The sequence below is a fragment of the Bacillus sp. JNUCC-22 genome, from assembly GCF_018861275.1.
Classification (GTDB): Bacteria; Bacillota; Bacilli; order Bacillales; family Bacillaceae; genus Bacillus; species Bacillus velezensis.
This window is the reverse complement of sequence record NZ_CP076408.1, coordinates 1,023,607-1,049,791: the sequence shown is the minus strand read 5'-3', so window position 1 is coordinate 1,049,791 and position 26,185 is coordinate 1,023,607. Positions and strand designations below refer to the sequence as shown.

At 47.6% G+C, this 26,185-nt stretch carries 28 protein-coding genes and 1 pseudogene; 17 read left to right on the top strand and 12 right to left on the bottom strand.

Going from position 1 to position 26,185, the window contains the following annotated elements; all coding sequences use genetic code 11:
- Positions 1-5 precede the first annotated feature (5 nt).
- The gene (locus JNUCC22_RS05385) at positions 6-1,202 is read left to right on the top strand and encodes an MFS transporter (RefSeq protein ID WP_007409175.1); all 1,197 of its coding nucleotides are present in this window, start codon (positions 6-8) and stop codon (positions 1,200-1,202) included.
- Positions 1,203-1,369: 167 nt separating this feature from the next.
- Positions 1,370-2,527, top strand: a complete 1,158-nt coding sequence (locus JNUCC22_RS05380) for an AbrB family transcriptional regulator (RefSeq protein ID WP_025284526.1) — start codon at positions 1,370-1,372, stop codon at positions 2,525-2,527.
- Between the two features lie 35 nt (positions 2,528-2,562).
- On the opposite strand, the gene JNUCC22_RS05375 is transcribed toward JNUCC22_RS05380, so the two are convergent.
- The 4 genes from JNUCC22_RS05375 to JNUCC22_RS05360 all read right to left on the bottom strand — a co-directional run bounded on the left by JNUCC22_RS05375 (position 2,563) and on the right by JNUCC22_RS05360 (position 5,936).
- The gene (locus JNUCC22_RS05375; protein WP_012117244.1) at positions 2,563-3,084 is read right to left on the bottom strand and encodes a MarR family transcriptional regulator; all 522 of its coding nucleotides are present in this window, start codon (positions 3,082-3,084) and stop codon (positions 2,563-2,565) included.
- A gap of 88 nt (positions 3,085-3,172) precedes the next feature.
- Positions 3,173-4,651, bottom strand: a complete 1,479-nt coding sequence (locus JNUCC22_RS05370; protein WP_128974048.1) for a monooxygenase — start codon at positions 4,649-4,651, stop codon at positions 3,173-3,175.
- A gap of 146 nt (positions 4,652-4,797) precedes the next feature.
- Positions 4,798-5,313, bottom strand: a complete 516-nt coding sequence (gene lepB / locus JNUCC22_RS05365; protein WP_003155158.1) for a signal peptidase I — start codon at positions 5,311-5,313, stop codon at positions 4,798-4,800.
- Positions 5,310-5,936, bottom strand: a complete 627-nt coding sequence (locus JNUCC22_RS05360; protein ID WP_015239532.1) for a TVP38/TMEM64 family protein — start codon at positions 5,934-5,936, stop codon at positions 5,310-5,312. The genes lepB and JNUCC22_RS05360 overlap by 4 nt, the downstream gene beginning before the upstream one ends.
- Before the next feature lie 153 nt (positions 5,937-6,089).
- Here JNUCC22_RS05360 and JNUCC22_RS05355 point away from each other — a divergent pair, with 153 nt between their 5' ends.
- From JNUCC22_RS05355 to JNUCC22_RS05340, 4 genes are all read left to right on the top strand, one after another.
- Complete coding sequence (locus tag JNUCC22_RS05355) at positions 6,090-6,449, top strand: YhjD family protein (protein ID WP_012117241.1); 360 nt, start codon at positions 6,090-6,092, stop codon at positions 6,447-6,449.
- A gap of 120 nt (positions 6,450-6,569) precedes the next feature.
- Complete coding sequence (locus JNUCC22_RS05350; protein WP_007409181.1) at positions 6,570-6,770, top strand: DUF3311 domain-containing protein; 201 nt, start codon at positions 6,570-6,572, stop codon at positions 6,768-6,770.
- Positions 6,767-8,236, top strand: a complete 1,470-nt coding sequence (locus JNUCC22_RS05345; RefSeq protein ID WP_042635037.1) for a sodium:solute symporter family protein — start codon at positions 6,767-6,769, stop codon at positions 8,234-8,236. Before JNUCC22_RS05350 ends, JNUCC22_RS05345 begins: the two co-directional genes overlap by 4 nt.
- A 41-nt stretch (positions 8,237-8,277) precedes the next feature.
- Positions 8,278-8,595, top strand: coding sequence for a YbjQ family protein (locus tag JNUCC22_RS05340; RefSeq protein WP_003155166.1), 318 nt, complete (start codon positions 8,278-8,280; stop codon positions 8,593-8,595).
- 32 nt (positions 8,596-8,627) lie between these two features.
- Here the strand turns inward: JNUCC22_RS05340 and JNUCC22_RS05335 are convergent, their stop codons facing one another.
- Complete coding sequence (locus JNUCC22_RS05335) at positions 8,628-8,897, bottom strand: excalibur calcium-binding domain-containing protein (RefSeq protein ID WP_024085094.1); 270 nt, start codon at positions 8,895-8,897, stop codon at positions 8,628-8,630.
- A 195-nt stretch (positions 8,898-9,092) separates the two neighbouring features.
- Here JNUCC22_RS05335 and JNUCC22_RS05330 point away from each other — a divergent pair, with 195 nt between their 5' ends.
- Positions 9,093-9,803: a YrpD family protein gene (locus JNUCC22_RS05330; protein WP_216062193.1), complete on the top strand. Its 711-nt coding sequence runs from the start codon at positions 9,093-9,095 to the stop codon at positions 9,801-9,803.
- Between the two features lie 156 nt (positions 9,804-9,959).
- Positions 9,960-11,171 carry a GNAT family N-acetyltransferase gene (locus tag JNUCC22_RS05325; RefSeq protein ID WP_216062192.1) on the top strand — a complete coding sequence of 404 codons (1,212 nt, stop codon included), beginning with the start codon at positions 9,960-9,962 and terminating at the stop codon, positions 11,169-11,171.
- Between the two features lie 139 nt (positions 11,172-11,310).
- Here JNUCC22_RS05325 and JNUCC22_RS05320 read toward each other — a convergent pair whose 3' ends face one another.
- The 4 genes and pseudogenes from JNUCC22_RS05320 to JNUCC22_RS05305 all read right to left on the bottom strand — a co-directional run bounded on the left by JNUCC22_RS05320 (position 11,311) and on the right by JNUCC22_RS05305 (position 13,432).
- Complete coding sequence (locus tag JNUCC22_RS05320; protein ID WP_216062191.1) at positions 11,311-11,820, bottom strand: MepB family protein; 510 nt, start codon at positions 11,818-11,820, stop codon at positions 11,311-11,313.
- Positions 11,821-11,941: 121 nt separating this feature from the next.
- Positions 11,942-12,313, bottom strand: a pseudogene (locus JNUCC22_RS05315) (iron chaperone).
- Positions 12,314-12,339: 26 nt separating this feature from the next.
- Positions 12,340-12,708 (bottom strand): iron chaperone, encoded by a 369-nt coding sequence (locus tag JNUCC22_RS05310; RefSeq protein ID WP_012117235.1) that lies wholly within the window; start codon positions 12,706-12,708, stop codon positions 12,340-12,342.
- Positions 12,709-12,853: 145 nt separating this feature from the next.
- Positions 12,854-13,432, bottom strand: a complete 579-nt coding sequence (locus JNUCC22_RS05305; protein ID WP_003155179.1) for a competence protein ComK — start codon at positions 13,430-13,432, stop codon at positions 12,854-12,856.
- A 315-nt stretch (positions 13,433-13,747) separates the two neighbouring features.
- Here JNUCC22_RS05305 and JNUCC22_RS05300 point away from each other — a divergent pair, with 315 nt between their 5' ends.
- The gene (locus JNUCC22_RS05300) at positions 13,748-13,981 is read left to right on the top strand and encodes an IDEAL domain-containing protein (RefSeq protein WP_007610478.1); all 234 of its coding nucleotides are present in this window, start codon (positions 13,748-13,750) and stop codon (positions 13,979-13,981) included.
- A 30-nt stretch (positions 13,982-14,011) separates the two neighbouring features.
- Here the strand turns inward: JNUCC22_RS05300 and JNUCC22_RS05295 are convergent, their stop codons facing one another.
- Entirely contained in the window at positions 14,012-14,869 is an 858-nt protein-coding gene (locus tag JNUCC22_RS05295) for an SDR family oxidoreductase (RefSeq protein ID WP_007610477.1), read from the bottom strand.
- Between the two features lie 124 nt (positions 14,870-14,993).
- Between JNUCC22_RS05295 and JNUCC22_RS05290 the strand changes: the two genes are divergently transcribed.
- The 6 genes from JNUCC22_RS05290 (at position 14,994) to JNUCC22_RS05265 (ending at position 21,774) form a co-directional block, all read left to right on the top strand.
- Positions 14,994-16,517, top strand: coding sequence for an FAD-dependent oxidoreductase (locus JNUCC22_RS05290; protein WP_216062190.1), 1,524 nt, complete (start codon positions 14,994-14,996; stop codon positions 16,515-16,517).
- Positions 16,518-16,639: 122 nt separating this feature from the next.
- Positions 16,640-17,932 (top strand): heme-based aerotactic transducer HemAT, encoded by a 1,293-nt coding sequence (locus tag JNUCC22_RS05285; RefSeq protein WP_216062189.1) that lies wholly within the window; start codon positions 16,640-16,642, stop codon positions 17,930-17,932.
- 130 nt (positions 17,933-18,062) lie between these two features.
- Positions 18,063-18,620: a biotin transporter BioY gene (locus JNUCC22_RS05280; protein WP_015239524.1), complete on the top strand. Its 558-nt coding sequence runs from the start codon at positions 18,063-18,065 to the stop codon at positions 18,618-18,620.
- An 11-nt stretch (positions 18,621-18,631) separates the two neighbouring features.
- Positions 18,632-20,068 carry an acyl-CoA synthetase gene (locus JNUCC22_RS05275; protein ID WP_032866168.1) on the top strand — a complete coding sequence of 479 codons (1,437 nt, stop codon included), beginning with the start codon at positions 18,632-18,634 and terminating at the stop codon, positions 20,066-20,068.
- Positions 20,056-21,147, top strand: coding sequence for an acetyl-CoA C-acyltransferase (locus JNUCC22_RS05270; protein WP_032866169.1), 1,092 nt, complete (start codon positions 20,056-20,058; stop codon positions 21,145-21,147). The genes JNUCC22_RS05275 and JNUCC22_RS05270 overlap by 13 nt, the downstream gene beginning before the upstream one ends.
- Before the next feature lie 51 nt (positions 21,148-21,198).
- The gene (locus tag JNUCC22_RS05265) at positions 21,199-21,774 is read left to right on the top strand and encodes a histidine phosphatase family protein (protein ID WP_216062188.1); all 576 of its coding nucleotides are present in this window, start codon (positions 21,199-21,201) and stop codon (positions 21,772-21,774) included.
- A gap of 15 nt (positions 21,775-21,789) precedes the next feature.
- On the opposite strand, the gene JNUCC22_RS05260 is transcribed toward JNUCC22_RS05265, so the two are convergent.
- The gene (locus JNUCC22_RS05260) at positions 21,790-22,668 is read right to left on the bottom strand and encodes an ABC transporter substrate-binding protein (protein WP_216062187.1); all 879 of its coding nucleotides are present in this window, start codon (positions 22,666-22,668) and stop codon (positions 21,790-21,792) included.
- 488 nt (positions 22,669-23,156) lie between these two features.
- Here JNUCC22_RS05260 and JNUCC22_RS05255 point away from each other — a divergent pair, with 488 nt between their 5' ends.
- Positions 23,157-24,305: a S8 family peptidase gene (locus JNUCC22_RS05255; RefSeq protein WP_007610454.1), complete on the top strand. Its 1,149-nt coding sequence runs from the start codon at positions 23,157-23,159 to the stop codon at positions 24,303-24,305.
- Between the two features lie 45 nt (positions 24,306-24,350).
- On the opposite strand, the gene JNUCC22_RS05250 is transcribed toward JNUCC22_RS05255, so the two are convergent.
- The gene (locus tag JNUCC22_RS05250; protein ID WP_007409200.1) at positions 24,351-25,601 is read right to left on the bottom strand and encodes a M48 family metallopeptidase; all 1,251 of its coding nucleotides are present in this window, start codon (positions 25,599-25,601) and stop codon (positions 24,351-24,353) included.
- A gap of 154 nt (positions 25,602-25,755) precedes the next feature.
- On the opposite strand from JNUCC22_RS05250, the gene JNUCC22_RS05245 reads away from it, so the two are divergent.
- A complete protein-coding gene (locus JNUCC22_RS05245) occupies positions 25,756-26,151 on the top strand; it encodes a YhfM domain-containing protein (protein ID WP_216062186.1) in 396 nt (131 codons plus the stop codon).
- Positions 26,152-26,185: the final 34 nt, after the last annotated feature.

The window sequence follows — 26,185 nt, the reverse complement described above, 5'->3', positions numbered from 1 at the left end:
ACAACATGCAAAAACCGATCAGAGAACAAAAGGCTGTACTCATCATCTTATTAAGCAACATATTTATTGCGTTTTTAGGCATCGGATTGATCATTCCCGTTATGCCGCTGTTTATGAATGTGATGCACTTGACGGGCAGCACAATGGGATACCTTGTCGCTGCCTTCGCCGTTGCGCAATTAATTGCATCCCCCATTGCGGGGAGATGGGTTGACCGCTTCGGCAGAAAAATCATGATTCTCGCCGGACTGTTTTTGTTCGCATTATCCGAACTGACCTTCGGATTGGGCACACATGTCTCCATTTTATATTTCGCAAGGGTGCTGGGGGGCATCAGTGCCGCTTTTATCATGCCCGCTGTTACAGCGTATGTCGCAGATATTACGACGGTGCAGGAAAGATCGAAGGCGATGGGCTATGTATCTGCCGCCATCAGCACAGGGTTTATCATCGGGCCCGGCATAGGAGGATTTATTGCCGATCACGGCGTTCGTATGCCGTTTTTCTTTGCGGCGGGAATTGCATTTATCGCAGTGATTTCCTCTGTCTTTATGCTGAAAGAGCCGTTAACTAAAGAAGAACGCGCAAAGCAGCTGGAAAGCGTCAAAGAATCAACCTTCTTAAAAGATTTGAAAAAGTCGATTCATCCAAACTACTTGATCGCCTTTATCATCGTTTTTGTTTTGGCATTCGGACTGTCGGCGTACGAAACGGTATTCAGCTTATTTACAAACCATAAATTCGGCTTCACGCCAAAGGATATCGCCATTATTATTACGTTCAGCTCCATTGTGGCGGTCCTCATTCAAGTACTCGCGTTCGGAAGACTTGTCAACTTCCTCGGGGAGAAAAAAGTCATTCAGCTTTGTCTGATCATCGGCGCTGTGCTGGCTTTCGTTTCTACGGTGATGTCAGGATTTTTGCCCGTGCTCGCTGTCACCTGCATCATTTTCCTTGCGTTTGATTTACTGCGCCCGGCACTGACTACTTATTTATCGAAAATCGCAGGAAATCAGCAGGGGTTTGTTGCCGGTATGAACTCAACATACACGAGTTTGGGCACCATTTTCGGCCCGGCTCTGGGCGGTATTTTATTTGATATGAATATTCACTTCCCGTTTCTGTTCGCAGGTGTGGTTTTATTTCTCGGTCTGGGATTGACCTTTGTGTGGAAAGGAAAAGCGGGCGAGGTTTCGGAGTAGGGTGCACTCACCCATCTCCGGAGCTTTTTTTGCGTTTGCGATAAGAAAAATGAATGGATTATGAGAAATAATTCATTATTTATTTATCTCAAAATCTATACTATAGTAATAGTAAGGTTAACGAGCTTAACAATTTAATATGAATGTTTCAGGAAGAAGGGTTTTCATTGAAGAAAGACAAACATCTCCTTACGGATATCTGGTTTATTCTCATCAGTGCGGCAGGGGGGTTTCTTCTTTCGCTTACAGGGATGTCGATCGCCTGGATGCTCGGAACGCTGGCCGCCGGCTGCATCCTCTCCATGACGAGGCCCCGCTGGCTGTTCATGGCGCCTGACAGAAGAGGGATTCACCGCAGATGGCTTGCAGCGGGTCAAATGATCCTCGGCATCGAACTCGGCCAGAAACTGAACCTGTCCGTTCTGTCGGTTTTACGGGAGCATTGGCTTCCGGTAGGCTTCATGCTGATTTTCTCTATCGTGATGGCGCTTGTTTCCGGATATGTGCTCTTTCGGTTCAGCCGGACGGACATGATGACAAGCTTTGTAGGCACGGCGCCGGGCGGTTTATCCGCCATGCCCGGTATCGCCCAGGAAGTCGGCGCAAACACCGCGATTGTAAGCCTTATTCAGCTGACGCGCGTCCTTTTGGTCGTCATGACAATACCGTTTCTCGTCATTTTCTTATTTACCAAACAAAACGGTGCAGCTCAGACATCAGCCGGAGCCGTTTCGGCAGGAGCTTCACATCCGGGCCTTACTCCCGTCTTGTTAACGGCCGGATTTATTTTGGCTGCCTGGCTTGCAAGCAAAGGCGCAAAACGGCTGAAATTTCCCGCCCCTTGGCTGCTCGGCAGCATGATCGGCGTTGCTGCTGCGGAAATCGGCGTGTCCGCCTTGGCGGGCAAAGACATGCTGGCCTGGTGGCCGCCGGAAGCGAACCAGCTGTCACAAATTTTTCTCGGCGCCACAATCGGATCAAAAATGTACAAAAGCATGTTCACCGGTGTGACGAGAGTGCTGACCGTCGGATTTATTTCTTCCGTCGGATTAATCGCCGCCATGATTCTGAGCGCGGTTGCGGTTTCTAAATTAACGGGCATCTCCATGATTACATCTGTTCTCGCCTTTTCTCCCGGCGGGATCGCCGAGATGGCGGCGACTTCGATCACCCTGCACGAAGACTCGACTTTCGTCGTCGCGGTTCAGGTCATCCGGATCGTTCTCGTCATCGCCATGCTTCCGCCTTTCTATCGGCTGCTGCACCACCTTTCTCAGTTGAAACGGGCACACGGCGAAAGAGGCCGGGCAGAAAGAGGAACATGATCTGAATAAAAAACACGCATATGGATGCGTGTTTTTTATTTGAACAGCTCTCCGCCGCCATTTACAGACCGCCAGTTTGCTGAAAGATCACGGAACAGCCGTTCAGCAAATAACAGTTCTTCATCTGTATAGCGGTCTAAAAACGCCAAGAGCCGCTTTTTTATCAATTCATGATATTCATGATGTAGGGAATGCAGCTCTTTCCCGGCAGGAGTCAGCCGGAAATAGACTTCTTTTTTATTGTCGCTCAGCCGGGTCCTGCGCAGAAAGCCGGCTTCCAAAAACTTCGCGCAGCTTCTCGACACGGTCGGCTTTGTCGTCTTCATTTTTTCCGCTATTGACGTGACATTGATCGGTTCATGATCTCCGATACACGACAAAATGTGAATTTCCGTCAAGGTCAGCTGTAATTTTTTTCCGTTTTCTTCACGGAGTTCGTCCATCCGTCCGGCCAACGACGCCCTGATGTCCTCCTGACACCTCTCCTGCTCGTGAAAAATATCTGTCAGCCCTTCAAGAATCATGTGTTTTGCATGGTCTGGCTGTCTTCTGTCCAACTGCTGAATCACCCTTCCGTATTGATTGTTTCTTTTACTATAACGTTTTGTTACACAAGAAACAATCACACAGGCGCATAAAAGGGTATCAGATGAATCCCCATCTCTCCAAACCGGCCAGAACAGCTTCTTCCGCTTCACGTCCCGAGCCGCCGGCTGCCCATGCCGCGTGGCCGTCCGGCCGGATTAAAACGGTGTGGACGTCATCCCAATCGGCACGTGTTTCAGCAAGCTCCGCCCTGACAGCTGCCACGCTGTCCGTATCAATACCGGCATGAATGCTCCCTCTTAATGATAAAAGCACAAAGGCGCCCTTATGAAGAAAATCATACAGCCGGGCCGGCCGCCCGTCATGAAGGATCAATTCGATATCCGGCAGGCGTTTTCCGTTCAGGATATGCGGCGGCAGCTCCGCATCCGGTTCATAATGCAGATCAAGCGCGGATACTTTTCCCGCCAATAAACGGTTGGACTCCTGAAAATCCAGCAAAGCGGTCATCGTTTCTCTTAATGCCATCCCCGACTCGGTAAAATCCATGAGCTTTATCTGGGTTTTTATATTGTGCAATACTTCTTTTCCTGTGCTGTGCCTTTCCTGATGATAGCTGTCCAGAAGATAAGGCGCCGCTTTCCCCTTCATTTGCGCCGCCAGCTTCCAGCCGAGGTTGAAGGCATCCTGAAGCCCCGTATTCAGGCCTTGGCCGCCTGCGGGAAAATGAATGTGCGCCGCATCACCGGCCACAAAAACCCGGCCTGATCGGTATTGTTCGGCCTGACGCTCGGCATTGCCGAACCGCGACATCCATACCGGATCACCCAATCCGAAATCAGTGCCGCATATCCGCCGCAGGTCTTCTTTCAGCTCATTTTCGGTGACCGGCTCTTCCTTCCGCTTTTGCGGAGCGTGCGGAGAAACGATGAGAACGCGGAAAAGTCCGTCCGTAAGAGGGACAATCACAACCGATCCCTCCAGGCGGCACGTTGAAAAAAAGGAAGATTCGGGCGGATGTTTCAAAGCGGCATCACAGAGCGTTCCTGTTAAGTCGGCATCAGTGCCCGAAAAAGCGATGCCCGCCTGTTTCCTGACAATGCTCCCCGCTCCGTCTGTACCCGCGGCATATAAGCTGTGAAGAGTGCGGATACCGCTTTCGTCCCGGAACACCGTCTCCACTCCGTCATCCGTCTGGGTGACAGCCATCGCTTCCGCCCCGCGGATGATGTCTGCGCCGAGACTTGATGCATACTCCTCCAAAATCCGCTCCGTTTCTGCCTGAGGCAGCATTAACGAATAATTCTGCTTCGTATCCAGCCGAGAAAAATCCAGCCGTGTATCCAGCATGGAAAAATGGCCGGAAGACACCTTCGTCCCTTTTTCCAAAAAGCGTTCCAATATGCCTCTCATGGCAAAAAGCTCAAGTGTTCGCGGATGCATAATAAGCGCTTTGGAATATGGCACCGTCTTCTTCAATCGTTCAATAACAGTCGTTTTCACTCCGGCCAGCGCCAGTTCTGATGCAAGCATAAGCCCGACCGGACCTCCCCCGATAATGGCAGCCTGTGTTTTCATCTCATCAGCCCTCTTTCATATTTTTTGTTACACGAGTAACAAAATCACCAAAAAATAAAACGCCTCCTTTTTGTTTCGCGCGTAACAATTTTCATTATAGTCTTCCCTCTGCTTTTTTACAATCATTTCCGAAAAAAAGACGCCGTTTACTTGGCGTCTGATTCACTGATGACTCCGACAATGTCTTTATCCTTAATCGGACCGAAATGACGGCTGTCGAGGCTGTATATGCGGTTGTCGCCAATAACAAAGTATTGTCCCTTCGGTATGCTTTTGCGCCCGGTCGTTTCCTTCAGCGTATAATCACCGGTCACATGGCTCCCGGCGGACAATGATGACTTTAACGGTTTTAAAAACGGTTCCGCCACCCGTTTTCCATTCACATACAGCTGATCCTCCCTGTATGCGATTGACTCGCCGGGGAGCCCGATGACACGTTTGATCAGCACTTTGCGGTGCGGGCCTTTAAACAGGACAATATCGAAACGGCGGATCGTTTTGTAACGATGGGAAAACTTGTTGACCATCAGCTCATTTCCTTGTTTAAAGGTCGGATTCATGCTGATTCCTTCGACTTTATAATCAATAAAAATGGCATTCTTTAATTGTATGGCCAAAACAACGATAAGCACGCCGGCTATAAACCAAAATCGTTTTTTCAAGATTCCTGTCTCCCTCCGTCTTTCTCATGCTGACTGATTCTCGTCTGTAAACGCCGTTCGATATGCTTTCCGGCATACCACAGCACCGCGATCACCGTAATGGCGCCCGCCATCCTGAAAGGCTGTGTCATGAGCGCGTGTAGATCATATCCGATAAAGCTGATCATAAAAATCATGACCATTTTCCCCATAGCGGCTGCTGATATAAACTGCAGCGCCCCGACCCGTGACAGGCCGGCAACGATATGAACCGCAGCGGACGGCGTAAAGGGGAAGCAAAGCAAAATAAACAGCGGACCGAAACCGTGCCGCTCAACCCAGAGCATCATCCGCCTTATGGTCTGATGCCTGCGGATGAAACCGAAAGCTCTTTTCTGTCCGAAACGGCGGACGGCATAAAACATCAGCATCGATCCTGCCGCAGATCCGAGCCACGACAGAAAAAAACCTTCCCATAACCCAAATGCATTCGTATTCGCCACCACAAATACAACAAGCGGCAAAAACGGAAGAAACGCTTCAATAAAAGGCAGTGCAACCGCAGCCGCCGGGCCGAAAGCTCTATAGCTTTGGAACCATTCCGTCAGCTGTTCCTCAGTCAAATATGATAAAAATTGCTCCAACGTTTATACTCCTTAACGAGTTTGTCTATCCTTATTCTACACATTATCTCCAAAAAACGAAAATGTTTACGAGATTTTCCGACTTGAAATATCGTGTAAGCGAGTATAAAATAAGAACAAACGTTCTCTTTTTTTAAGAAAGAAGGAGTATTTATGCCTGACATCCGGAGCGGCACCCGCGATCTCATCGAAAAAGGGCTGTTTCTGCCCATGGCGGCTGCCATCCTGAACCGGGACCTCGAAGCGCTTGATTCGTGCCCGTTCAAATTAAAACAACCCTATAAACAGCTTATCAGCTGCTCTTTAAAATTAGCACAAAAGGATTTGAGTGATGTTCGAAAAGAGTTAAGAAAGCGTAAAATTAAAATATACGAAGCGGAAAGAGACGAAGCATTTACGCTTTATATATGCACCATTAACGGCTATGAAGAAAAACACCGTTATTTCAACCCGAGAATACGGGAACAGGTAACCGCCTTATTAGAATATTACCTGTCTCTTGCGACCATTTAAAAAGCAGCCGGGACTGCTTTTCCTTTTCAACTGATAAATTTCAGACTATTCACACTATACATTCGACATGATTTTCTTTATAATCGGGACACGCTGTTTTCAATGAAAAGGAGGAATGTTATGAAACTGATTCATGTTCTCGCCGCCCTGCCCTTTTTCGGAATTCTCGCCGGCATTCCATTTGCCAACCGGGTGACGCCTTATGTTTTCGGAATGCCTTTCATTCTCGCGTATGTCGTCATCTGGGCGGTGCTGACTTCCGTTCTGATGGCCGCCGTTTACAAATTGGACAAAGAAAACAAGGCGGGTGAGGCGGAATGAACGCAGCATTTCCCGTAATGGCCGCCGTGCTCCTGTTTTGTGTATATCTCGGAATCCGGGCCCGAAAAGGAAAACATATGGACCTTGAACAATGGACGGTGGGCGGGCGCGGCTTCGGCACGATGTTTGTCTTTTTATTAATGGCGGGAGAAATATACACGACCTTTACATTCCTCGGCGGAAGCGGATGGGCTTACGGAAAAGGAGGCCCCGCCTTTTATATTATCGCGTACGGCTGCCTTGCCTACATTTTGTCATATTGGCTTCTGCCAGCCGTGTGGACTTACGCCAAACAACACAAACTGATGTCGCAATCAGATTTTTTTATTTCAAAATACAACAGCCCGCTCCTCGGCATTCTCGTATCGCTCGTCGGCATCGCATCCCTCATCCCCTATCTCGTCCTGCAGCTGAAAGGGCTCGGATTAATTGTTTCAGCAACGTCATACGGACAGATTCCGCCCTCAGCCGCTGTCTGGATCGGCGCTGTCTCCATCACGATTTATGTGATGATATCAGGAATCCACGGTTCAGCGTGGATATCAGTCGTTAAAGATATCATGATTTTAGGCATCGTCCTGTATTTAGGCATTTATCTGCCCATTCATTACTATGGCGGATTTACGGAGATGTTCAAACAAATTGACGCCGCAAAACCCGGTTTTCTCACGCTGCCGGAAACCGGACAGAGCGTTTCCTGGTTCAGCTCAACGGTTTTGCTGACCGCCCTCGGCTTTTATATGTGGCCCCATACATTTGCCGCTTCCTATTCGGCGGAGCATCCTCGGGTGTTTCGGAAAAACGCAATCATCATGCCTCTTTATCAGCTCGTCCTGCTGTTTGTCATCTTTACCGGATTTGCGGCGATTCTGCAGGTGCCCGATTTAAAAGGGACGGACACGGATCTCGCGTTATTAAAGCTGTCTGTGAAAACCTTTGATCCCTGGTTTGTCGGACTGATCGGATCGGCGGGCATTCTGACGGCGCTTGTACCCGGTTCAATGATATTAATGGCCTCAAGCACGCTGTTCGCCAAAAATGTGTACAAAGCCATTCTGCCCGGCACGACTGACGAAAAAGTCTCACGGCTCGCAAAATACGCCGTACCCGTCATCGCGCTGATATCCGTATATTTTACGCTGAAAGGCGGAAATACCATCGTCACCTTGCTTTTAATGGGCTACAGCCTTGTCACCCAGCTTTTCCCCGCCCTCTTATTCAGCCTGCCGAAGCGGCGTTTCATCACAAGCCACGGCGCTTTTGCCGGCATAACGGCCGGGGTCGGAACGGTGGCCTTCATTACGCTGACCGAATCAACCATCGGAACCCTCTTTCCGTTTCTTCCGCAGATCGTTAAGGATATGAATACAGGCATCATCGCACTGGTTCTGAACATTGCCGTCATGTTTGCAGTCAGCGCCGCAGTCAGAAAAAAACAAATCAGCGCAGCCGAAAAGGCGGCTTAAATGGTAAGATAGCGGTAAGATACACGAAAGGGGAAAAACGCATGATCATGACAACGACCGAAACCGTCGCCGGAAAACAGATTACGGAAGTGAAAGGCTTGGTGACAAGCAGTATCGTCCAGTCCAGACACATCGGCAAAGACTTGCTTGCAGGCTTAAAATCTGTCGTCGGCGGCGAATTGAAAAGCTATACTGAAATGCTGGAAGACTCCAAAAAAGCGGTGAAAGAGCGGCTGATCAGAGAGGCGGAGCAGCTCGGAGCGAACGCCATCGTCGGCCTGCGGTTCGAACTGACCGCAGGACAGAACACATCCGAATTAATCGGATACGGAACCGCCGTCACCGCCGAATCCATTTAAAAAAACAAGCCTCTTTAAAGAGGCTTGTTTTTTTATTTCTCACATGCGATATAGTCTTTATCTTGGTCAAGTCTTTTATTTGCATTGTAAAGCGCTTTTGATACATACGGCTTGTACTTTGTTCTGCCGCCCTTGTTTTTCACTTTCGACGATTTGGCCACTCCGCCCTTATACACCTTATTCAGCGCCTTGCAGTTTTGATACGTTTTCACCTTTGTTTTCGCTTCTGCCGTCTGCCCCGCTCCGTATGAACATCCGAACACAAGACCGAAAGACAAAAGCACAGCTGCCGTCTTTTTCATTTCTATCCTATCCCCTCTCCTGAGTTATGCGGTATTGCTGAACATATCATAGTTCAAATAATATCCATTTACAAGATAAATAGGAAAATAGTTTTAATTTACGTCCGCCCGTATATCTTTTATGGAATTTTTCCCAAAATCTTTTATAATATGAATTGATAGCGCGATCTGACTATGATGATAGGAGGAGAAATGATGATGAAAAAAGGGCTTTTTGCGGGTGTGCTCACTACAGCCGTTCTATTCGGCACATGTACGGCGGAAATTCCGGGGTTGATCAATCCCAATACGGCGGAAGCGGCGTCCCAGCTCAGCAAAGGAATCGGCGGAAGGGCCTACCTGAATAGCACGGGTTCTGTACTCGTCACGAAAATTCAGCTTCCAAGCTCAATTCAGGTGTCAAATGGGACAGCCTATATTTACTCAGGATTTACCGGAGGCACAGAGGCTGATATCGGACTTCAGTACAGTGACACCTATCATGTATGGAAACCGATCATGAAAGTCGGTTCAAAGGGACAAGGCCAGGTCAAGTATCTGGAAGGAGAAAGCCAATTCACCTATACGAAAGGCTTTCGGCCCGGCAGCACCGTACAGCTGACCATCTACAAAAATCTGAACGGCAATACCCGCGCCACATACTGGGGCACGAATAATGACGGATACACCGGCCGCATCATCTCAGAACTCGCCCAAACAAATGTAGGCTCTGTCTCAAAATGGAAAGCGCTCGCCACCGTCGCGGTCACATCAGAGGATCAGCGCCCTTACATCAAATCAAACTTCTCAACAGCCTTTACGAACATCACGATCGACAATAAAGCAGTCACACCTGTGATTGATACACAGGATTTTGCCAAATTGACAGTGTCAGGCAGCAGCGTCAGCATGTCTGTCATCAAATAAAGAATTTTGAACGCACGATTTCTGTCATCGTGCGTTTCGTTATGTCAATACTGCCGCCGGGTGAAAAATTGGAAACGAGGCGGATTTTCATGTACACTTTATGTAAACCACAAAAATGATTGACGTTCAGTCATTATTCATACAGGAGCGAAATTTATGAACAGAGAAAAAAGGCTTGAATTAAAGAAAGTCAAACCGAAACATTTGCAGCAATTTAATCAGCTGCTCCGATATGTTTTCCAAGTCACGAACAGTAATCTGCATGAAGTGGGATGGAAGGAACCCGAAATCGCCTCCGCAAAACTCCCCGTTTTGGAACAAGCGCATGTATTGGGCTGGTTTGACAAAGACAAACTCGTTTCACAGGCGGCCGTTTATCCATTTCAAGTCCGGATTTTTAATAAAACGTTCGAAATGGGCGGTGTGACGGGGGTCGGAACATATCCCGAGTACGCCAATATGGGATTAATGGCGAAACTGTTATACAAAGCATTAGTTGACATGCGTGAGCGCGGTCAGTCCGTATCCTATTTGTTCCCCTACTCCATCCCTTACTACAGAAGAAAAGGCTGGGAAATTATCAGCGATAAAATGACGTTTGAGGTGAAAGACTTTCAGCTCCCGAAAATGAGCATCGTTTCCGGTGAAGTGGAACGCGTCGAGCCGGAACATGAGGTCATTAAAGAAGTATACAGCCGATTCGCGCATAAAAGCCATGCGGCCATGATCAGAAATGAACTGGCATGGGATGAATATTGGCGCTGGGATTTAGAAGAGCTTACGGCTGCCGTGTATTATGACCAATCCAGACAGACGAACGGTTATGTTCTTTACTGGATTGCAGATGAAGTTTTTCATATTAAAGAAATGGTATATGTAAATGAAGAAGCGCGAAGAGGCCTGTGGAACTTTATTTCGGCTCATTTCTCCATGGTGACAAAAGTCGTCGGCGACAATTATTCTAATGAACCGATCGCCTTTCTGTTAGAAGATGCTGAAATTGAGGAAACGATTTCTCCTTACTTTATGGCCCGGATTGTCGATATTGAGCAATTTATCAATCAGTATCCCTTTAAACCGCAAAAAGAGAAGCGGACATGGTCTTTTACACTGGAAGATCCGCTGCTTGAATGGAATCAGGGCGTCTTTACAGCGGAGATTTCGCCTGAAGGAAAAGCCGTTTTAAGCCCGGGCGGCGATGCTGATGCGGCGAAACTGGATATTCAGACGATGACGGCATTATTATTTGCATACCGGAAACCAGAATACCTACACCGCACGGGCCGGCTCGAATGCAGCCCGGACACATTGGAATTCATTGAGGATTTGCTGGAAACGCAAACCCCTTATTTCTCGGATTACTTTTAATAAAATGACTCTGGTAAATTCAAATGTCGATTTCTATATAACAATTAGAGGAACCTCATTTGTTGAGGTTCCCCGTTATTCTCCAACTCATGCACCGGTTAACTTCACATACTGTCAGCCGGCTCAGGGCTGTCCAATTTTAGTTAGAATATAGCTTTAACAGGTCTTGTGCCGGAAAACGATCTGCATCGTTCGCCTCAACAAAATATGCCAACTGCCATTTTTGTGTTTCAATAGCTTGTTTGCTGGTGGGATTTTCCCATTCAGGGTAAACTCTAATTGCCATTTTTCCTTTTGCAGCGGCTGTTTTAAGGATGTTTTGCTTTACTAGAACTTCTTTTGGAAAAACAAATTGTCCAAAATGATTATTACTGGCAAAAGTATTGATAACCAATAAATCAGCAGCCTTTTCATATGAGAAGGCTTGGTTTTTACCATCTCCATCTTTTTCCCAAAAAGCAACAAACTGTCCTATCTTGTTAGGCGTTATTTTTGCGACTCTGAATCGAACTGATGTTGAATTCAGCTGAAACATACCGGCCCCATACTCTGAGTTTTGAGCTTCTTCTTGAATATCATGTATCGTTAAGTGATTTGGTTCATAAAAAATTTTATTTACATATGTTAACGCCTTATAAAATTCATTCACTGCTTCGTACTCCTTATTTTTTATAGTACGTCATCCATTGCTTCTTGATTAAAATGGGCTGATCATGTGTTTCCAATAAAAAAACAGCCCTCCTCAGGGTTGTTTTTTAACATTTCTTTCATTATTTCCGCCAAAATGCTGAGCAGTCCGCCTTATCCTGAATATTGAATTGAATCATGCGTTCAAGCAGCTCTTAATGCACCGGTTCAGTCCATTGAATTCTGAACAAACGGGAAGTAGCGCTGTAGCCGGCACGGGCAATGTCGTCGGCAAAATGCGCAATTCCAGCTTCTTCGGGGGAAACACTTACATGATGCTTTGCTGCCGCAAAGCCGATAATAAAGGTGCCGTGATCGGTAAACATCGGCGTGTTCCACTTGATCTGCGCTTCTAAGTTCGGAAATTGGTCAGCCGTCCACGAGAGGATTTCCTCCATTCGCAGACGATGATCAGGGCTGTCGATACTTGATAAATAGTCTTTGAAAACGTCCATGTCTTCCTCCTTCAACATCACGTCCGCTAGCGCCAAAACCCCGGATTTTCAGCTTTTTCCTTGATGTTAAATTCGATGATCTTCTTAAGCAGATCATAGTGCACCGGATCAGTCCATCGAATTCTGAACAGACGCGAAGAAGCGCTGTACCCAGCCTGGGCGATGTCATCGGCAAAATGCTCCATCGTCTCTTTTTCAGGCAAAATGCTCAAATGATTTTTTGCCGCGGCAAACATAATGATATAGGTGCCGTGATCGGTAAATGTCGGTTTGTTCCACTTGATCTGCGCTTCTAAGTTCGGAAATTGGCCAGCCGTCCACGACAAAATTTCCTCTGCTTTGAGACGGTGATCCGGGTTATCGATTCCTGATACATATTTTGCAAACACATCCATGCCCATCTCTCCTAAAATGAAATATCATTACTCTTTACATCATCATAGCCAACAGACGGACACGATACAACTCTGCCCGGGCATGTAAATCGAAAAAAGCCCTCCCCAAAAGGAGAGGACCCGTCCCTTCACATCACAGCTTTCTCTAATATCTCTCCCCCAGCTCCCGCAAAATAAAGTCATAGATCATTCTTGTCCGCTCTTCTTTCGGATACAGCATGAATTCCTGCCGCTTCGGGATATGACTGCCCATCCTGTCCTGAAAAGTGGTTCTGAGATAGGCGGTTCTGTAAACCTGATTTTCAAAAGAATGATAGGATACTTCCAGTTCCATCGTTTTGCCGTTTGAGAACGTGACCGCTGTGTCATCAAATGCCGTCGGTTGAAAATCTTTAACGTGCACATGCGATATCCAGCCGCATTGAGGCCTTGCAGAAGAAAGTGTAGGGAATAAAAAGATGTGATTTGAAGGGTCCACCATAATCGGCGGCTTGTGAGAAATTTTAATCGCTTCATATGTTCCCGCTTTTCTCCCGGCATAGCTGGAGCCAAAGTAGCGGCAGCTTCTGTCGATGATGTGAATCGGCTTCATGCTGACATACAGAATGCAGTCTTTTTCAATGACCTTCGACCCCATTTTACCGTCTATTTCCTCAGGCAAAACAGCGATGGTTGAACGATTTACTTCATAGCTTTCTAAGGGTGCGTGTGTTTTCTGGCACATGATGTGCAGCCTCCAATCCTTTTCTTGAAAATTTATACTAATAATCTATCATCTGTCATTGAAAAACGACAGGTTTTTTTTGAATATAGCTAAAAATCACCTTTTAAAGATGTAATTTAGTCTTAAATTACTATTTAAATATTATTTTTCTTTTTCATTTCACCTCATTTATACAACGATCATTTTCGTTTTTTCGTCAATTTGCAGGATATGTCGATATATTTCCAAGTATTAGTTGTCTAAAGATTATAAAAATTAATTGATTTTTCCGGCCGTTATCCATATACTATAAAAAAGGCATTGGGGGGATTCTTTATGAAAGAGAAAAAGTCGTACACTGAGCTCATGAAGTCCCGCAACACGCAAAAAGCAAACGAATTCGATGTGACAATGGCCGATATTTACATTCAAATGGTGCTTGATGAATCCTTGTATAAACGCCGGATCGCCATGCTGACAATGCAGATTAATAAGGCGCTTGATGATAAAAATAAAGAAGCGTTCCTCACGCTTTCAAAAGAATATGCAGCACTCAAACAGAGTGAATAAGCCAATCCATATGGATTGGCTTTTTTTACATTATCCGTTTACGATGGTGCCGCCGTTCACATGAATCGTCTGACCCGTGACATAGGAAGAATCATCGCTTGCTAAGTACAAATAGCTCGGCGCCACTTCAACAGGCTCTCCCGGGCGCTGCATCGGCACGTCTGAGCCGAAGACTTCCACTTCCTTCGCCGAGAAGCTTGCCGGGATCAGCGGCGTCCAGATCGGCCCCGGCGCCACTGCGTTTACCCTGATGCCCTGAGTGACAAGAGATTGGGAAAGAGATCTTGTAAACGTGACGATCGCTCCTTTTGTCGCTGAATAGTCAATCAATGTTTTGTGGCCTTTATAGGCGGTAATGGAAGCCGTATTAATGATTGAACTTCCTTTTTTCAGGTGAGGGAGCGCGGCTTTCGTTAAGTAAAACATTGAAAAAATATTCGTCTGAAACGTTCTGATGAGCTGGTGGCTCGTGATTTTCTCAATCCCCGGCTGTACGTGCTGCTCACCTGCGTTGTTGACCAGGATGTCAATGGAAGGAAAGGCTTGGCCCGCCTGGCGGATGACATCGTTGCAAAAGGCTTCGTCGCCGACATCCCCTGCGATCAGCAGACACTTCGCCCCCTCTTTTTCTACATATTGCTTCGTCTCTTCGGCATCCTGATGCTCATCAAAGTAAACGATGACCACATTAGCGCCTTCCTTCGCGAATAAAACGGATACGGCGCGGCCGATCCCGCTGTCTCCGCCCGTGATGATCGCCGTTTTCCCTTCAAGTTTTTTCGCCGCTTTCGGTTTGTCAAAAACGGGGCGCGGGTCCATTACATATTCAAAGCCCGGCTGCCGGTTTTGATGCTGCGGCGGCAAGGTTTTCTTCTTCTGATTAGCCATTTTGATCACTCCTTTACATTAATTACTATATTATGAGTAATTTGAGCATCTTATACGAATTTCATGTATGAATAGAGTCTTATTGGAAAAATTAAGAATATACAACAGAGGAGGTAAATCTGAATTGACTACTTTTTCAAACGAGGAACCGGCTTCCTATTGGAAAGCAACAGCTGACATTCCTACCTTTCCCGCCCTCACTGAAGATACGGAATGTGACGTTGCGGTTATCGGCGGAGGAATTACGGGCCTGACAACGGCATACGAACTGACGAAAAGAGGTTTCCGTGTCGCTGTCATTGAAGCAGACCGGATTTTAAACGGGACCACCGCGGGCACGACCGCAAAAATCACCGCCCAGCATGATTTCATCTATGCCGATCTTATTCAGCAGATCGGCCTGACCAGCGCAAGGCTGTATTTCGAAGCCCATCTCCGCGCCATGGAAGACATGAAGCAGATTATGAAGGACCTTTCGATTGAATGCAGACTGGCTGAACAAGACGCATATCTTTACACCAATACAGAATCAGGCGTCAAAAAAATCCGCAGTGAGCAGGAAGCTTATACCAAGCTCGGCATTGAACACGAGCTTGTGAAAGAACTTCCCGTCCCCGTTGATTGCAGGCTCGGCCTCGCCATGAAGAATCAGGCGCAATTCCATCCGCTTTTATATGGTGCAGCGCTCGTCAAAGAGATCGTTAAAAACGGGGCGCGGATTTTTGAACAGACGGCTGCGATCGACATAAAAAAAGAACCGCAGCCGGAAGTGGTCACGAAAAACAGACACGGCATCAAGTGCAGCTACATTGTCTGCTCTTCCCACTTTCCTTTTTATGACGGAGGCGGGCTTTATGCCGCCAGAATGTATGCCAGCAGATCCTACGTACTCGCGGTAAAACCGAAACAAGCGTATCCGGACGGGATGTATCTCAGCATAGACAAGCCGTCCAGATCACTGCGATACACCGATTTGAACGGTGAAAAACTGGTTCTTGTCGGCGGCGAAAGCCACAAAACAGGCCAAGGAAAAGAAATGTCCGAGCATTACGAAGCGCTGAAACAATTTGCGGAAAACACAATCGGGGTTGAAAGCATCCCATATCATTGGTCTGCACAAGACCTTGTCACCATTGACAAAATTCCGTTCATCGGTCCCATCTCAGGCGATGAAGAACATATTTTGGCGGCGACCGGTTTTAAAAAATGGGGCATGACAAGCTCAGCGCTCGCCGCGAAGCTTTTGGCTGATCATATTCAAAACAAAAAGAACCCGTTTTCCGGCCTGTTTATTCCGTCACGCTTCCACGCAGATCCGGGACTGAAAAAACTGATTTCTTATAATGCCGACGTGGCCAAACACCTTATCTCAGGCAAACTTGAGAGGCCGGACGCTTCACCTGAGACTCTTCGGCCCGGGGAGGGAAAAATCGTAACGGTAAACGGCAAACGGGCCGGCGCCTATAAAGATGAAAAAGGCTGTCTGCATCTTGTCGATACGACATGCACCCATTTAGGCTGTGAGGTTGAATGGAATGACGGCGAACGGACGTGGGACTGTCCTTGTCACGGGTCCCGGTTCACACCTGACGGCGGGGTTGCCGAAGGTCCCGCCATCAAGCCGCTGAAACGCCTCAGCCAAGATTGACTAAACCATTCTGTACGAATGGTTTTATTTTTTTCTGCATTAAAATATTTTTATCAGATTCCTTCATTCAAGTTCCTTCCATACCGATAAAAAGAAAAAGAGAATATCTGGGGGAACTTATATTGTTATTTAAAAAAGACCGCAAAAAAGAAACAGCTTATTTTTCAGAAGCCGATGGAAAAAAACGCATCGCGCTTTCAAATCAATATGCAGATGTCCAAAAACAGCTGAAAATGGTCAGGCTCGGAAACGAAGAACTTCATGTGCTTGAAGAGCTGCAGCCGTTAATTAAAGAACATATCTCAACAATCGTCGATTCCTTTTACCGAAACCTGGATCACGAAAAATCATTAATGACGATCATTAACGACCACAGCACGGTCGAGCGCCTGAAAAAAACATTACGGCGTCATATCCATGAGATGTTTGCCGGCACGATTGATGATGAATTCATTGAAAAAAGACAGCGCATCGCTTCCATCCACTTGCGGATCGGCCTTGAACCGAAATGGTATATGGGAGCGTTTCAGGATCTGCTTCTGTCGATGATGAACATATATGAAGCAGCAATCCCGGATTTGCATGAACTTTTAAAAGCGATCAAAGCGACGACGAAAATATTGAATCTTGAACAGCAGCTCGTCCTTGAAGCATTCCAGAGCGAATATAACTGCCAGCGTGACGAACAAGAGGAAAAGAAAGCCCGTCTTCATCAAAAAATCCAGGAAACATCCGGATCACTCGCTGATTTGTTTTCAGAAACGAGCAGAGCCGTGCAGGAGCTGGTCGATAAATCCGAGGGCATTTCCGAGGCGTCAAAAGCCGGCACCGTCACTTCCGTACATGTCGAAGAAAAATCAATCGGCGGGAAAAAAGAGCTTGAAAGCCAGCAGCAGCAGATGAATAAAATCGACGCCAGCCTTCTGCAGATTGAAGAAGAAATGGACAAGCTGAATGACATCGCCCAGCAGATCGAAAAAATCTTCGGCATCGTGACGGGGATCGCCGAGCAAACGAATCTCCTGTCACTCAACGCTTCAATAGAATCCGCGAGAGCCGGGGAGCACGGCAAAGGGTTCGCCGTTGTGGCGACGGAGGTAAGAAAGCTTTCAGAGGATACGAAAAAAACCGTTTCCACCGTATCAGAGCTCGTGAACAATACCAATACACAAATCAACATCGTGTCCAAACATATTAAAGATGTAAACGGACTTGTAAGTGAAACGAAAGAAAAAATGGCGCAGATCAACCGTCTGTTTGATGACATCGTCCAAAGCATGAAAACGAGCAAAGACCAGACAGGCAAAATCGACGTTGATTTGCAGGCCTTTCTCGGCGGCCTTCAAGAAGTCAGCCGCGCGGTTTCCCACGTTGCATCATCCGTTGATTCACTTGTTATCCTTACAGAAGAATAAAGATAAACCGACCGGCCTTTTTCATAAAGGGCCGGTCTTTTTAATGTTAACTCGAAATATAATAGAGTTGACATATATAAAGACTCGCTTTATTGTATAAACATATTTTGATAAGCTGGAGGAATACATAATGAAATTGACAGAAATGATGCAGATTGCCGTGTTTACCGCCATTATGGGACTTTTGGGGCTGCTCCCGCCGCTTTTCTTATCCTTTACGCCGGTTCCGATTACGCTCCAGACGATCGGTGTGCTCTTATCGGGAAGCATCCTAAAACCGAAAGCGGCGTTTTTAAGCCAATTGCTGTTTTTGCTGATTGTGGCATGCGGAGCGCCTCTCCTTTCAGGCGGCAGAGGCGGATTCGGGGTTTTTTTCGGGCCGAGCGCCGGATATCTCATCGCATATCCGCTGGCGGCATTACTGCTGAGCCTCAGCATCCAAGGCCTTCGCTCAGCTGCTGTCCCCCATCTGTTTATCAGACAGTTCTTGTTCGGCGTGCTGTTTTTGTATGTCATCGGCATTCCCGTTCAGGCTTTTATGATGCACATTGATATCTTGACTGCCGTAAAGCTCAGCCTCATCTATGTGCCCGGAGATCTGCTTAAAGCGGCCGCAGCCTCATTCGCAGCCGTAAGAATCAGAAAAACTCTTCAAGCAAGCCGGCTTTTGCCGACGAAAGGAAGCTGATTTTAGTCATCATGATTACATCATCATATTCAGATACAGCCGGACAAGCGCCGGAACAGATCGCAATTCAGACAGAAACAGAACAGATCACCTATCAAACTTGGAACAGGCTAGTTAACCAAACCGCAAACTGGCTTGGCAGCCTTTCAGGTAAGCCGGAAAACATTGCAATATTACTGCCGAACGGCATCCCTTTTTTACAACTTTTCGCAGGGGCGGCGCATGCCGGCTGCACGGCGGTTCCGTTAGATCCCCGCTCGGCAGCGGCGGAACTCGCGGACCAGCTGAACATCAGCAAAACCGGCCTCGTCATCTGTGACCGCCGGCTGAGCGGCAGACTGGACGGCGTCAAAACGCCTGTCATCCTGTGGGATGAATGCAGGCCTTTGATCGAGGCGGAAAAAACGGAAGGCGCTTTTATCAAAAACGCCGGCCTGCCCTTTTATACCGGATTCACCTCGGGATCGACCGGTAAGCCGAAAGCCTTCACCCGCTCTCACCGTTCGTGGCTGGAGAGCTTTTCTTGTACGAAACGTGAATTCGGCATTTCCCCTGATGACAAAGTGCTGGTACCGGGCACGCTTCGCTCGTCACACTTTTTATACGGCGCCGTCAGCACTTTGTTTATCGGCGGAACCGTCATCCTTCAAAGAAAATTCAACCCGGCCGGAATGAAAGACCGGCTCAGACAAGCTGACGTTCTATATACCGTTCCGACAATGACGGACGCCCTGCTCTCACTAGAGGCGTTTCCGGATACACCGCTCAAGGTGATTTCTTCCGGTGCAGACTGGCCCGCTTCGTCTAAACAAGTGCTGTCAGAGCGCTATCCCCATTTGCGGTTATACGATTTTTACGGAACGTCTGAGCTGAGTTTCGTGGCGTTCTTATCGCCTGAAGACAGCGCCCGAAAGCCTGACGCCGCGGGCCGCCCGTTTGAAAATGTTACAATCGAAATCCGCCGGCCCGGCGGAGAACGCTGCATGCCGGGCGAAACGGGGAAGATTTTTGTGAACAGCCCGATGAAATTTTCCGGATACATCAACGGCGCAAAACCTGATGATTCCGGCTGGATGACGGTTGATGACATGGGATATATTGATCGGGAAGGCTATCTTTATATCGAAGGACGTGAAAACGGGATGATCGTATCAGGCGGCCTGAATGTATTCCCTGAAGAGATAGAACGTGTGCTCAACCGCTGTCCGGGCGTCAGAAAAGCGGCCGTCATCGGCATTCCTGATGATTATTGGGGCAGCATCGCCGTTGCGGTGATCGACGGAGATGCAAATGTAAAGGAACTGAAGAAACAGTGCCGCGAGCAGCTGGCGGCATATAAAATCCCGAAAAAATGGCTGTTTTCAGAAATACCGGAAACAGGCGGCGGAAAGATCGCCCGTGCCGCCGTACAAAAGCAGGCAAAGGACATGATGGAATGGAAGCTGTAATTACGGATGCGAAACGGACAATTTTCGCCCGGGAAAACGGCCTGTTAAAAGACTGTCTCCCAGAAGATTTGGCAGCTCCGCTGATCCGCCATTTGAGCCGGAACATGCCCGAAGACATTGATGAAGTCCTGATCGGAAACGCGACGGGCCGCGGCGGGAATCTCGCCCGGCTGTCAGCCTTGGCCGCCGGACTTCCTTTGAGCGTGTCCGGTACGACCATCGACAGGCAGTGCGGCTCCGGACTGGACGCCGTGAGGGTCGCGTGCCACTTTGCTAAAGCCGGTGCGGGGAGCACATACATCGCGGGAGGAGCGGAGAGCAGCAGCCGTTCCCCTTTCTCATCCCGGGCGCGCTTTTCTCCTGAACACATCGGCGATCCTGATATGGGCATAGCAGCAGAGTATACGGCACAGGCTTACGGCGTAACGAGAAAGATGCAGGACGAATATGCCCTTCTCAGCTATGAACGGAGCGTCAAAGCGCACGAAGACGGCTTGTACCGCCCGGAAATTCTTCCCTGTCACGGATTCGCCGCTGACGAAAACATGCTGAAAAAGCGGAACATGGAGCCTCTCATCTCCCGTGCCAAGCCCGTCTTTCAGTCCGGAGGCTCTGTCACCGCCGCCAACAGCTGCGGAATTTCTGACGGGGCGGCGGCAGTTTGTGTGATGGAAGAACAAAAAGCGCGGTCTCTCGGTTTAAAGCCGGGATTGCGTTTTATCGGAAGCGCGGTAAGCGGCGTCCATCCGCATTATCCGTCAGCAGCTCCGGTTTATGCCGTCAAAAAACTTTTGAAGGAACGGGACCTGTCACCGGATGATATTGATATATACGAAATCAACGAGGCGTTTGCCGTCAAAATATGCGTTTTTTCACAGCAGCTTCGAGTGCCGTATTCTAAAATAAATGTCCGGGGCGGCGCTCTGGCCGTCGGGCATCCGTACGGGGCTTCCGGGGCGGCGCTTGTCACCCGGCTTTTTTATGAAGCAAAAAGACGCCCGGATGCCCGCTACGCAGCAGCAGCGATCGGCAGCGGAGGGGGAGTCGGACTGGCGCTTCTCTTTGAAGTGTTAACGTAACGGCAGTATAATAGATGATATCGATAAAAAATTGATCGGAGTGGAGACTTTATGACTGCCGTTTGTTTAGTAAGACATGGAGAGACTGATTGGAACGCCCAAAAGAAGCTTCAAGGCAAATCGGATATTCCGTTAAATGCGACGGGAGAGCGTCAGGCGAAAGAAACAGGAGAGTACTTAAAGGGGTCCGAATGGGATGTCATCGTCTCAAGCCCGATGAAACGGGCCAGAAAAACAGCTGACATTATTAACGGGTTTTTAAATCTTCCCATTGTCGTCATGGAAGATTTCAGAGAACGGAGCTACGGTGATGCGGAAGGAATGTCTTTACCGGAACGGTCGAAGCGCTACCCGGATAAAAACTACCCGAACATGGAGACAGCAGAAGAGCTGACAGACAGAATGCTTGCCGGTTTAGTGAAAGTTCAGGAGCGGTTTCCTGAGCAAAAAGTACTGATCGTCGCTCACGGCGCAGCCATTCACGCCCTCTTGTCCGCCATTTCTGACGGTGATACCGACATACAAAAAGCTAAGCTTGTCAATGCGTGCCTGAGCAATATCGAACGAATTGAAAATAAGTGGCGCGTCAAAGATTACAATGTAAGCAGCCACCTGTCAGAATCATAACAAAAAGGCCCGAATTCAGTTTTGGGCCTTTTTGGCGAGCATTTTTTTCTGCAGATCATGTAATATGGCGTCCGCACCGTCAATGCTCCGGCGCTCCGTCCATACCGCCCTGTCCGCGCGGTAAACGTGTCCGTTTTTTACGGCCGTCAGCTGTTTCCAGAGGTGATTTTTTTCGGGTTCTTTCTCACCGTCCAACAGCACGATGTAATCAGGATCGATATCCAAAAGCTGCCCGGGCGTCATTTTGATAGAGTCTGATTTCCCGCCGGAATCCGTCTGGACGGCATATGTAAACCCTGCGAGCGTCAAAAGCCGGGACGTAAAAAACTGATCATCCTTTACGGAAATGCTGTCATTTGCAGCGTCAATTAATAAAATCGTGCCGCCTTCTGCATCCAGCTTTCTTTTGATGTCATTCAGCTTTTCTTCCTGAGCCGACAATTGTTTCTCTATGATGCCCTCTTTACCGACCGCCTTTTCAATAGTAAGGGCAGCGTCAACCGCATCCTGATAATCCGCATCTTCATTTTTTAAAGCGATTGTCGGAGCGATCTTTGTCAGTTTTCGGTAGATCCCCCTGTGCAGGCTTGAGTCTGCAATGATGAGATCGGGTTTTAACGAAGTGATCTTTTTCAAATCGGGATGTGACGGGGGCCCGACGGACGGACTGCCGTCGTTTCGCTCCGTCCGGTTATCCGCCGCGGCCGCCGGCTTTATGCCGAGATCATGGAGGGTGTCAATAAAGCCCTCATTCAATACGGCGATGCGCTGCGGGTGCGCAGTCACATGCGCGGTCCCCAGATCGTGCCTGACGGCGGTTTCATGTTCCTGTTCTGAGCATGCCGTTATGAAGAGAACGGATAAGATCATCAGCATACTGAAAATTGGTTTCATCTGTTCCCCCTCTTTCGTTTTTCCGCAATTATATCATTGACAATATAAGTATCAATGATATTCATTATCATTATTTTTATAAAATGGTTTCACAGCTTTTCTCCGTCAAGAAAGCCGAAGACTGATTCATGCCGGCCGCTTTATTTCATTCCGCTTTCGTTTCCATCAGACTTCTGCATTCAACAAAAGGTGACATTTATCCTGTTTTTGCCTCAGCTTCCAAAAATGGAATCAAACCGTTCGACCCAGCAAACAAGAGAGCGATTGCGGCTGTGTACAAATACTCATGTCCTTCCATCGGTTTTTTCCATTAAAATTTAAATATTTCGGGTTCCTATTAAACGAAAGAGAGATGATATACCTAAATAGAAATAAAACAAACTGAAAAAAATTGGGTCTACTAAAATATTATTCCATGCTATACAATTAATCCACAGAATAATCTGTCTATTGGTTGTTCTGCAAATGAAAAAAGGAGTGGATAAAGAGTGAGAGGCAAAAAGGTATGGATCAGTTTGCTGTTTGCTTTAGCGTTAATCTTTACGATGGCGTTCGGCAGCACGTCTCCTGCCCAGGCGGCAGGGAAATCAAACGGGGAAAAGAAATACATTGTCGGATTTAAACAGACAATGAGCACGATGAGCGCCGCTAAGAAAAAAGATGTCATTTCTGAAAAAGGCGGGAAAGTTCAAAAGCAATTCAAATATGTAGACGCAGCTTCAGCTACATTAAATGAAAAAGCTGTAAAAGAGCTGAAAAAAGACCCTAGCGTCGCTTACGTTGAAGAAGATCACGTTGCACAGGCGTACGCGCAGTCCGTGCCTTACGGTGTATCACAGATTAAAGCCCCTGCTCTGCACTCTCAAGGCTTCACCGGATCAAATGTTAAAGTAGCGGTTATCGACAGCGGTATCGATTCTTCTCATTCTGATTTAAAGGTAGCAGGCGGAGCCAGCATGGTACCTTCTGAAACAAATCCTTTCCAAGACAACAACTCCCACGGAACTCACGTTGCCGGTACAGTTGCGGCTCTTAATAACTCAATCGGTGTATTAGGCGTTGCGCCAAGCGCATCTCTTTACGCTGTAAAAGTTCTCGGCGCTGACGGTTCCGGCCAGTACAGCTGGATTATTAACGGAATTGAGTGGGCGATCGCAAACAATATGGACGTTATTAACATGAGCCTCGGCGGACCTTCTGGTTCTGCAGCGTTAAAAGCGGCAGTTGACAAAGCCGTTGCTTCCGGCATCGTAGTCGTAGCGGCAGCCGGCAACGAAGGCACTTCCGGCGGCTCAAGCACAGTGGGCTACCCTGGTAAATACCCTTCTGTCATTGCGGTAGGCGCTGTTAACAGCAGCAACCAAAGAGCATCTTTCTCAAGCGTAGGTTCTGAGCTTGATGTCATGGCACCAGGCGTCTCTATCCAAAGCACGCTTCCTGGAAACAAATACGGCGCGTACAATGGTACGTCAATGGCATCTCCGCACGTTGCCGGAGCGGCTGCTTTGATTCTTTCTAAGCACCCGAACTGGACAAACACTCAAGTCCGCAGCAGTTTAGAAAACACCACTACAAAACTTGGTGATGCTTTCTACTACGGAAAAGGGCTGATCAACGTACAGGCGGCAGCTCAGTAAAACATAAAAAACCGGCGTCGGGCATGGCCCCGCCGGTTTTTTTTATTATTTTTCTTCCTCCGCATGTTCAATCCGCTCCATGATCGACGGGTGGCTCCCTCTGAAAATTTTGACGAGAAACGGCGGGTTGACCCGGCTCAGTCCCGTATCGGCCAAGTCCTGAAACGTCTCAATCGCCGCTTCCCGGTTTCCGGTCAGCTCGATGCCGTAACGGTCGGCGGCATTTTCCTGATACCTGGAGACGGCATTCGTAATCGGATCAGAAGCAAAACTGAGAACGGATATGAGCAGTAATAACAGCGGGAGGGCGGCCAGATCTTCAGGCCCCTTTATATGAAGCATTCGGCCGAAGAATTTGGACAGCCGCTTATAAAGCTTGTCAATGATATAGAACCCGGCTAATGACAGCAGCAGATACCCGGCCAGTCCGATGTACACGTGCTTCATCACATAGTGCCCCATCTCATGCCCCATAATGAACAAAATTTCCCGATCCTTCAGTTTGTTAAGCGTCGTATCCCACAAAACGATTCGCTTATTCGAACCGATTCCCGTCACATACGCATTCAGCGCATTTGTTTTCTCCGACATATTTACTTCATAAACATGGCTGGCCGGAATGTCGGCCTTGTCGGCAAGCGACAAAATTTTGCTTTCCAGCTCCTTATCTTTCAGCGGATAGAAATCATTGTATAAAGGATCAATCACGACCGGCTGCAGGAAAAACAAAAACAGGGTAAACGGCACAGTAAGACACCAAGCGTAAAACCACCATTTTTTTGTATGCTTTGTGATCAGCCAGTAAAACACAAGCACACACACGGCAAACAGCGGAAAACTGATCCAGAAATCAATGACATGGTCTCTTATCCAGCTTGCTGTTGTCTGCGTCGAAATATGATACGCAAGCGAAACCCGATATCCGATCCACTCAAGCGGAAGCGAAGCCGCCGTAACGATGAGTGAAATCACAAATACGAAGCTTACGATTTGCAGCACCCGAAAGCGCACCGCTGCTTCCAGCCAATGCTTTATTTTTTTGGCAAGCCCCGTAATGAGCAGCAGAAAAAATAAAAACCAATCTAACGGCGCTCCGATGAAAAATAAAAAATCCTTTACATTTGAAAAGTTTTCAGCGGCTGCCAGGCGGCCCGGGTCCATAAACGAGGACGGATCGGCTTTCGTTCCCTTTACGGCCTCCGGGACGGCGGAGTCTCCTGTCATAAAGAAATACCAATAGAAAAAAAGGCCGTACAGCACATAGGCAAGCCCCGCTGCCGCTATCCATTTGCGCATGGAAGTCTCCCTCCTTAGCCTTATGACTTACTCCTATTGTAAGCATAAATGCAAATAAATAGAACCAAGCCTCCGAAACGGATGTTAATCTTTTCACAACAGAAAAGAATGGAACAACAGGAAGCGGGAAAGACTAAAAGACGGAGTGATGAATATGAAAAAAATAATCGCGTTTATTGTCGTAATCGCCCTTTTGGTTATTGCTTTCTTCTATGTATACAGCCGGACCGGCGATGTGTTTCCATCAAGCAACGCAGATCTGATTATTCTGTCTGAGCACGGAAATAAAGAAATCAAAATTAAAGACAGGCAGAATGTAAAAGATATGCTCGATATCTTGAACCAAGGAAAACAAGTCAAACTGACCAAAAGCGTATCTCCCGATTATGACGGAACGGTCAAATATCATGAAGACCGTTTTGATTCATTCAGCATGTGGCTCGAAAGCGGCAATTATATGATGTACAAGTATAAAAACACGTATTACAAACTGACCCGGCATGATACGAAGCTTGTGCAAAGCATCATTAAGGAAGAATCACAGAGCTGACCGGATCAGCATGTAAAAGCGAAGCCGGGGGGCT

Bases quoted from the DNA above. Each gene is read 5' to 3' on its own strand.
- JNUCC22_RS05385 (WP_007409175.1), top strand. From the start codon at position 6: ATGCAAAAACCGATCAGAGAACAAAAGGCTGTACTCATCATCTTATTA.
- JNUCC22_RS05370 (WP_128974048.1), bottom strand. From the start codon at position 4,651: ATGAAAACACAGGCTGCCATTATCGGGGGAGGTCCGGTCGGGCTTATG.
- JNUCC22_RS05355 (WP_012117241.1), top strand. From the start codon at position 6,090: ATGCCTGACATCCGGAGCGGCACCCGCGATCTCATCGAAAAAGGGCTG.
- JNUCC22_RS05350 (WP_007409181.1), top strand. From the start codon at position 6,570: ATGAAACTGATTCATGTTCTCGCCGCCCTGCCCTTTTTCGGAATTCTC.
- JNUCC22_RS05345 (WP_042635037.1), top strand. From the start codon at position 6,767: ATGAACGCAGCATTTCCCGTAATGGCCGCCGTGCTCCTGTTTTGTGTA.
- JNUCC22_RS05340 (WP_003155166.1), top strand. From the start codon at position 8,278: ATGATCATGACAACGACCGAAACCGTCGCCGGAAAACAGATTACGGAA.
- JNUCC22_RS05335 (WP_024085094.1), bottom strand. From the start codon at position 8,897: ATGAAAAAGACGGCAGCTGTGCTTTTGTCTTTCGGTCTTGTGTTCGGA.
- JNUCC22_RS05330 (WP_216062193.1), top strand. From the start codon at position 9,093: ATGATGAAAAAAGGGCTTTTTGCGGGTGTGCTCACTACAGCCGTTCTA.
- JNUCC22_RS05325 (WP_216062192.1), top strand. From the start codon at position 9,960: ATGAACAGAGAAAAAAGGCTTGAATTAAAGAAAGTCAAACCGAAACAT.
- JNUCC22_RS05310 (WP_012117235.1), bottom strand. From the start codon at position 12,708: ATGGATGTGTTTGCAAAATATGTATCAGGAATCGATAACCCGGATCAC.
- JNUCC22_RS05305 (WP_003155179.1), bottom strand. From the start codon at position 13,432: ATGTGCCAGAAAACACACGCACCCTTAGAAAGCTATGAAGTAAATCGT.
- JNUCC22_RS05300 (WP_007610478.1), top strand. From the start codon at position 13,748: ATGAAAGAGAAAAAGTCGTACACTGAGCTCATGAAGTCCCGCAACACG.
- JNUCC22_RS05295 (WP_007610477.1), bottom strand. From the start codon at position 14,869: ATGGCTAATCAGAAGAAGAAAACCTTGCCGCCGCAGCATCAAAACCGG.
- JNUCC22_RS05280 (WP_015239524.1), top strand. From the start codon at position 18,063: ATGAAATTGACAGAAATGATGCAGATTGCCGTGTTTACCGCCATTATG.
- JNUCC22_RS05275 (WP_032866168.1), top strand. From the start codon at position 18,632: ATGATTACATCATCATATTCAGATACAGCCGGACAAGCGCCGGAACAG.
- JNUCC22_RS05270 (WP_032866169.1), top strand. From the start codon at position 20,056: ATGGAAGCTGTAATTACGGATGCGAAACGGACAATTTTCGCCCGGGAA.
- JNUCC22_RS05265 (WP_216062188.1), top strand. From the start codon at position 21,199: ATGACTGCCGTTTGTTTAGTAAGACATGGAGAGACTGATTGGAACGCC.
- JNUCC22_RS05260 (WP_216062187.1), bottom strand. From the start codon at position 22,668: ATGAAACCAATTTTCAGTATGCTGATGATCTTATCCGTTCTCTTCATA.
- JNUCC22_RS05250 (WP_007409200.1), bottom strand. From the start codon at position 25,601: ATGCGCAAATGGATAGCGGCAGCGGGGCTTGCCTATGTGCTGTACGGC.
- JNUCC22_RS05245 (WP_216062186.1), top strand. From the start codon at position 25,756: ATGAAAAAAATAATCGCGTTTATTGTCGTAATCGCCCTTTTGGTTATT.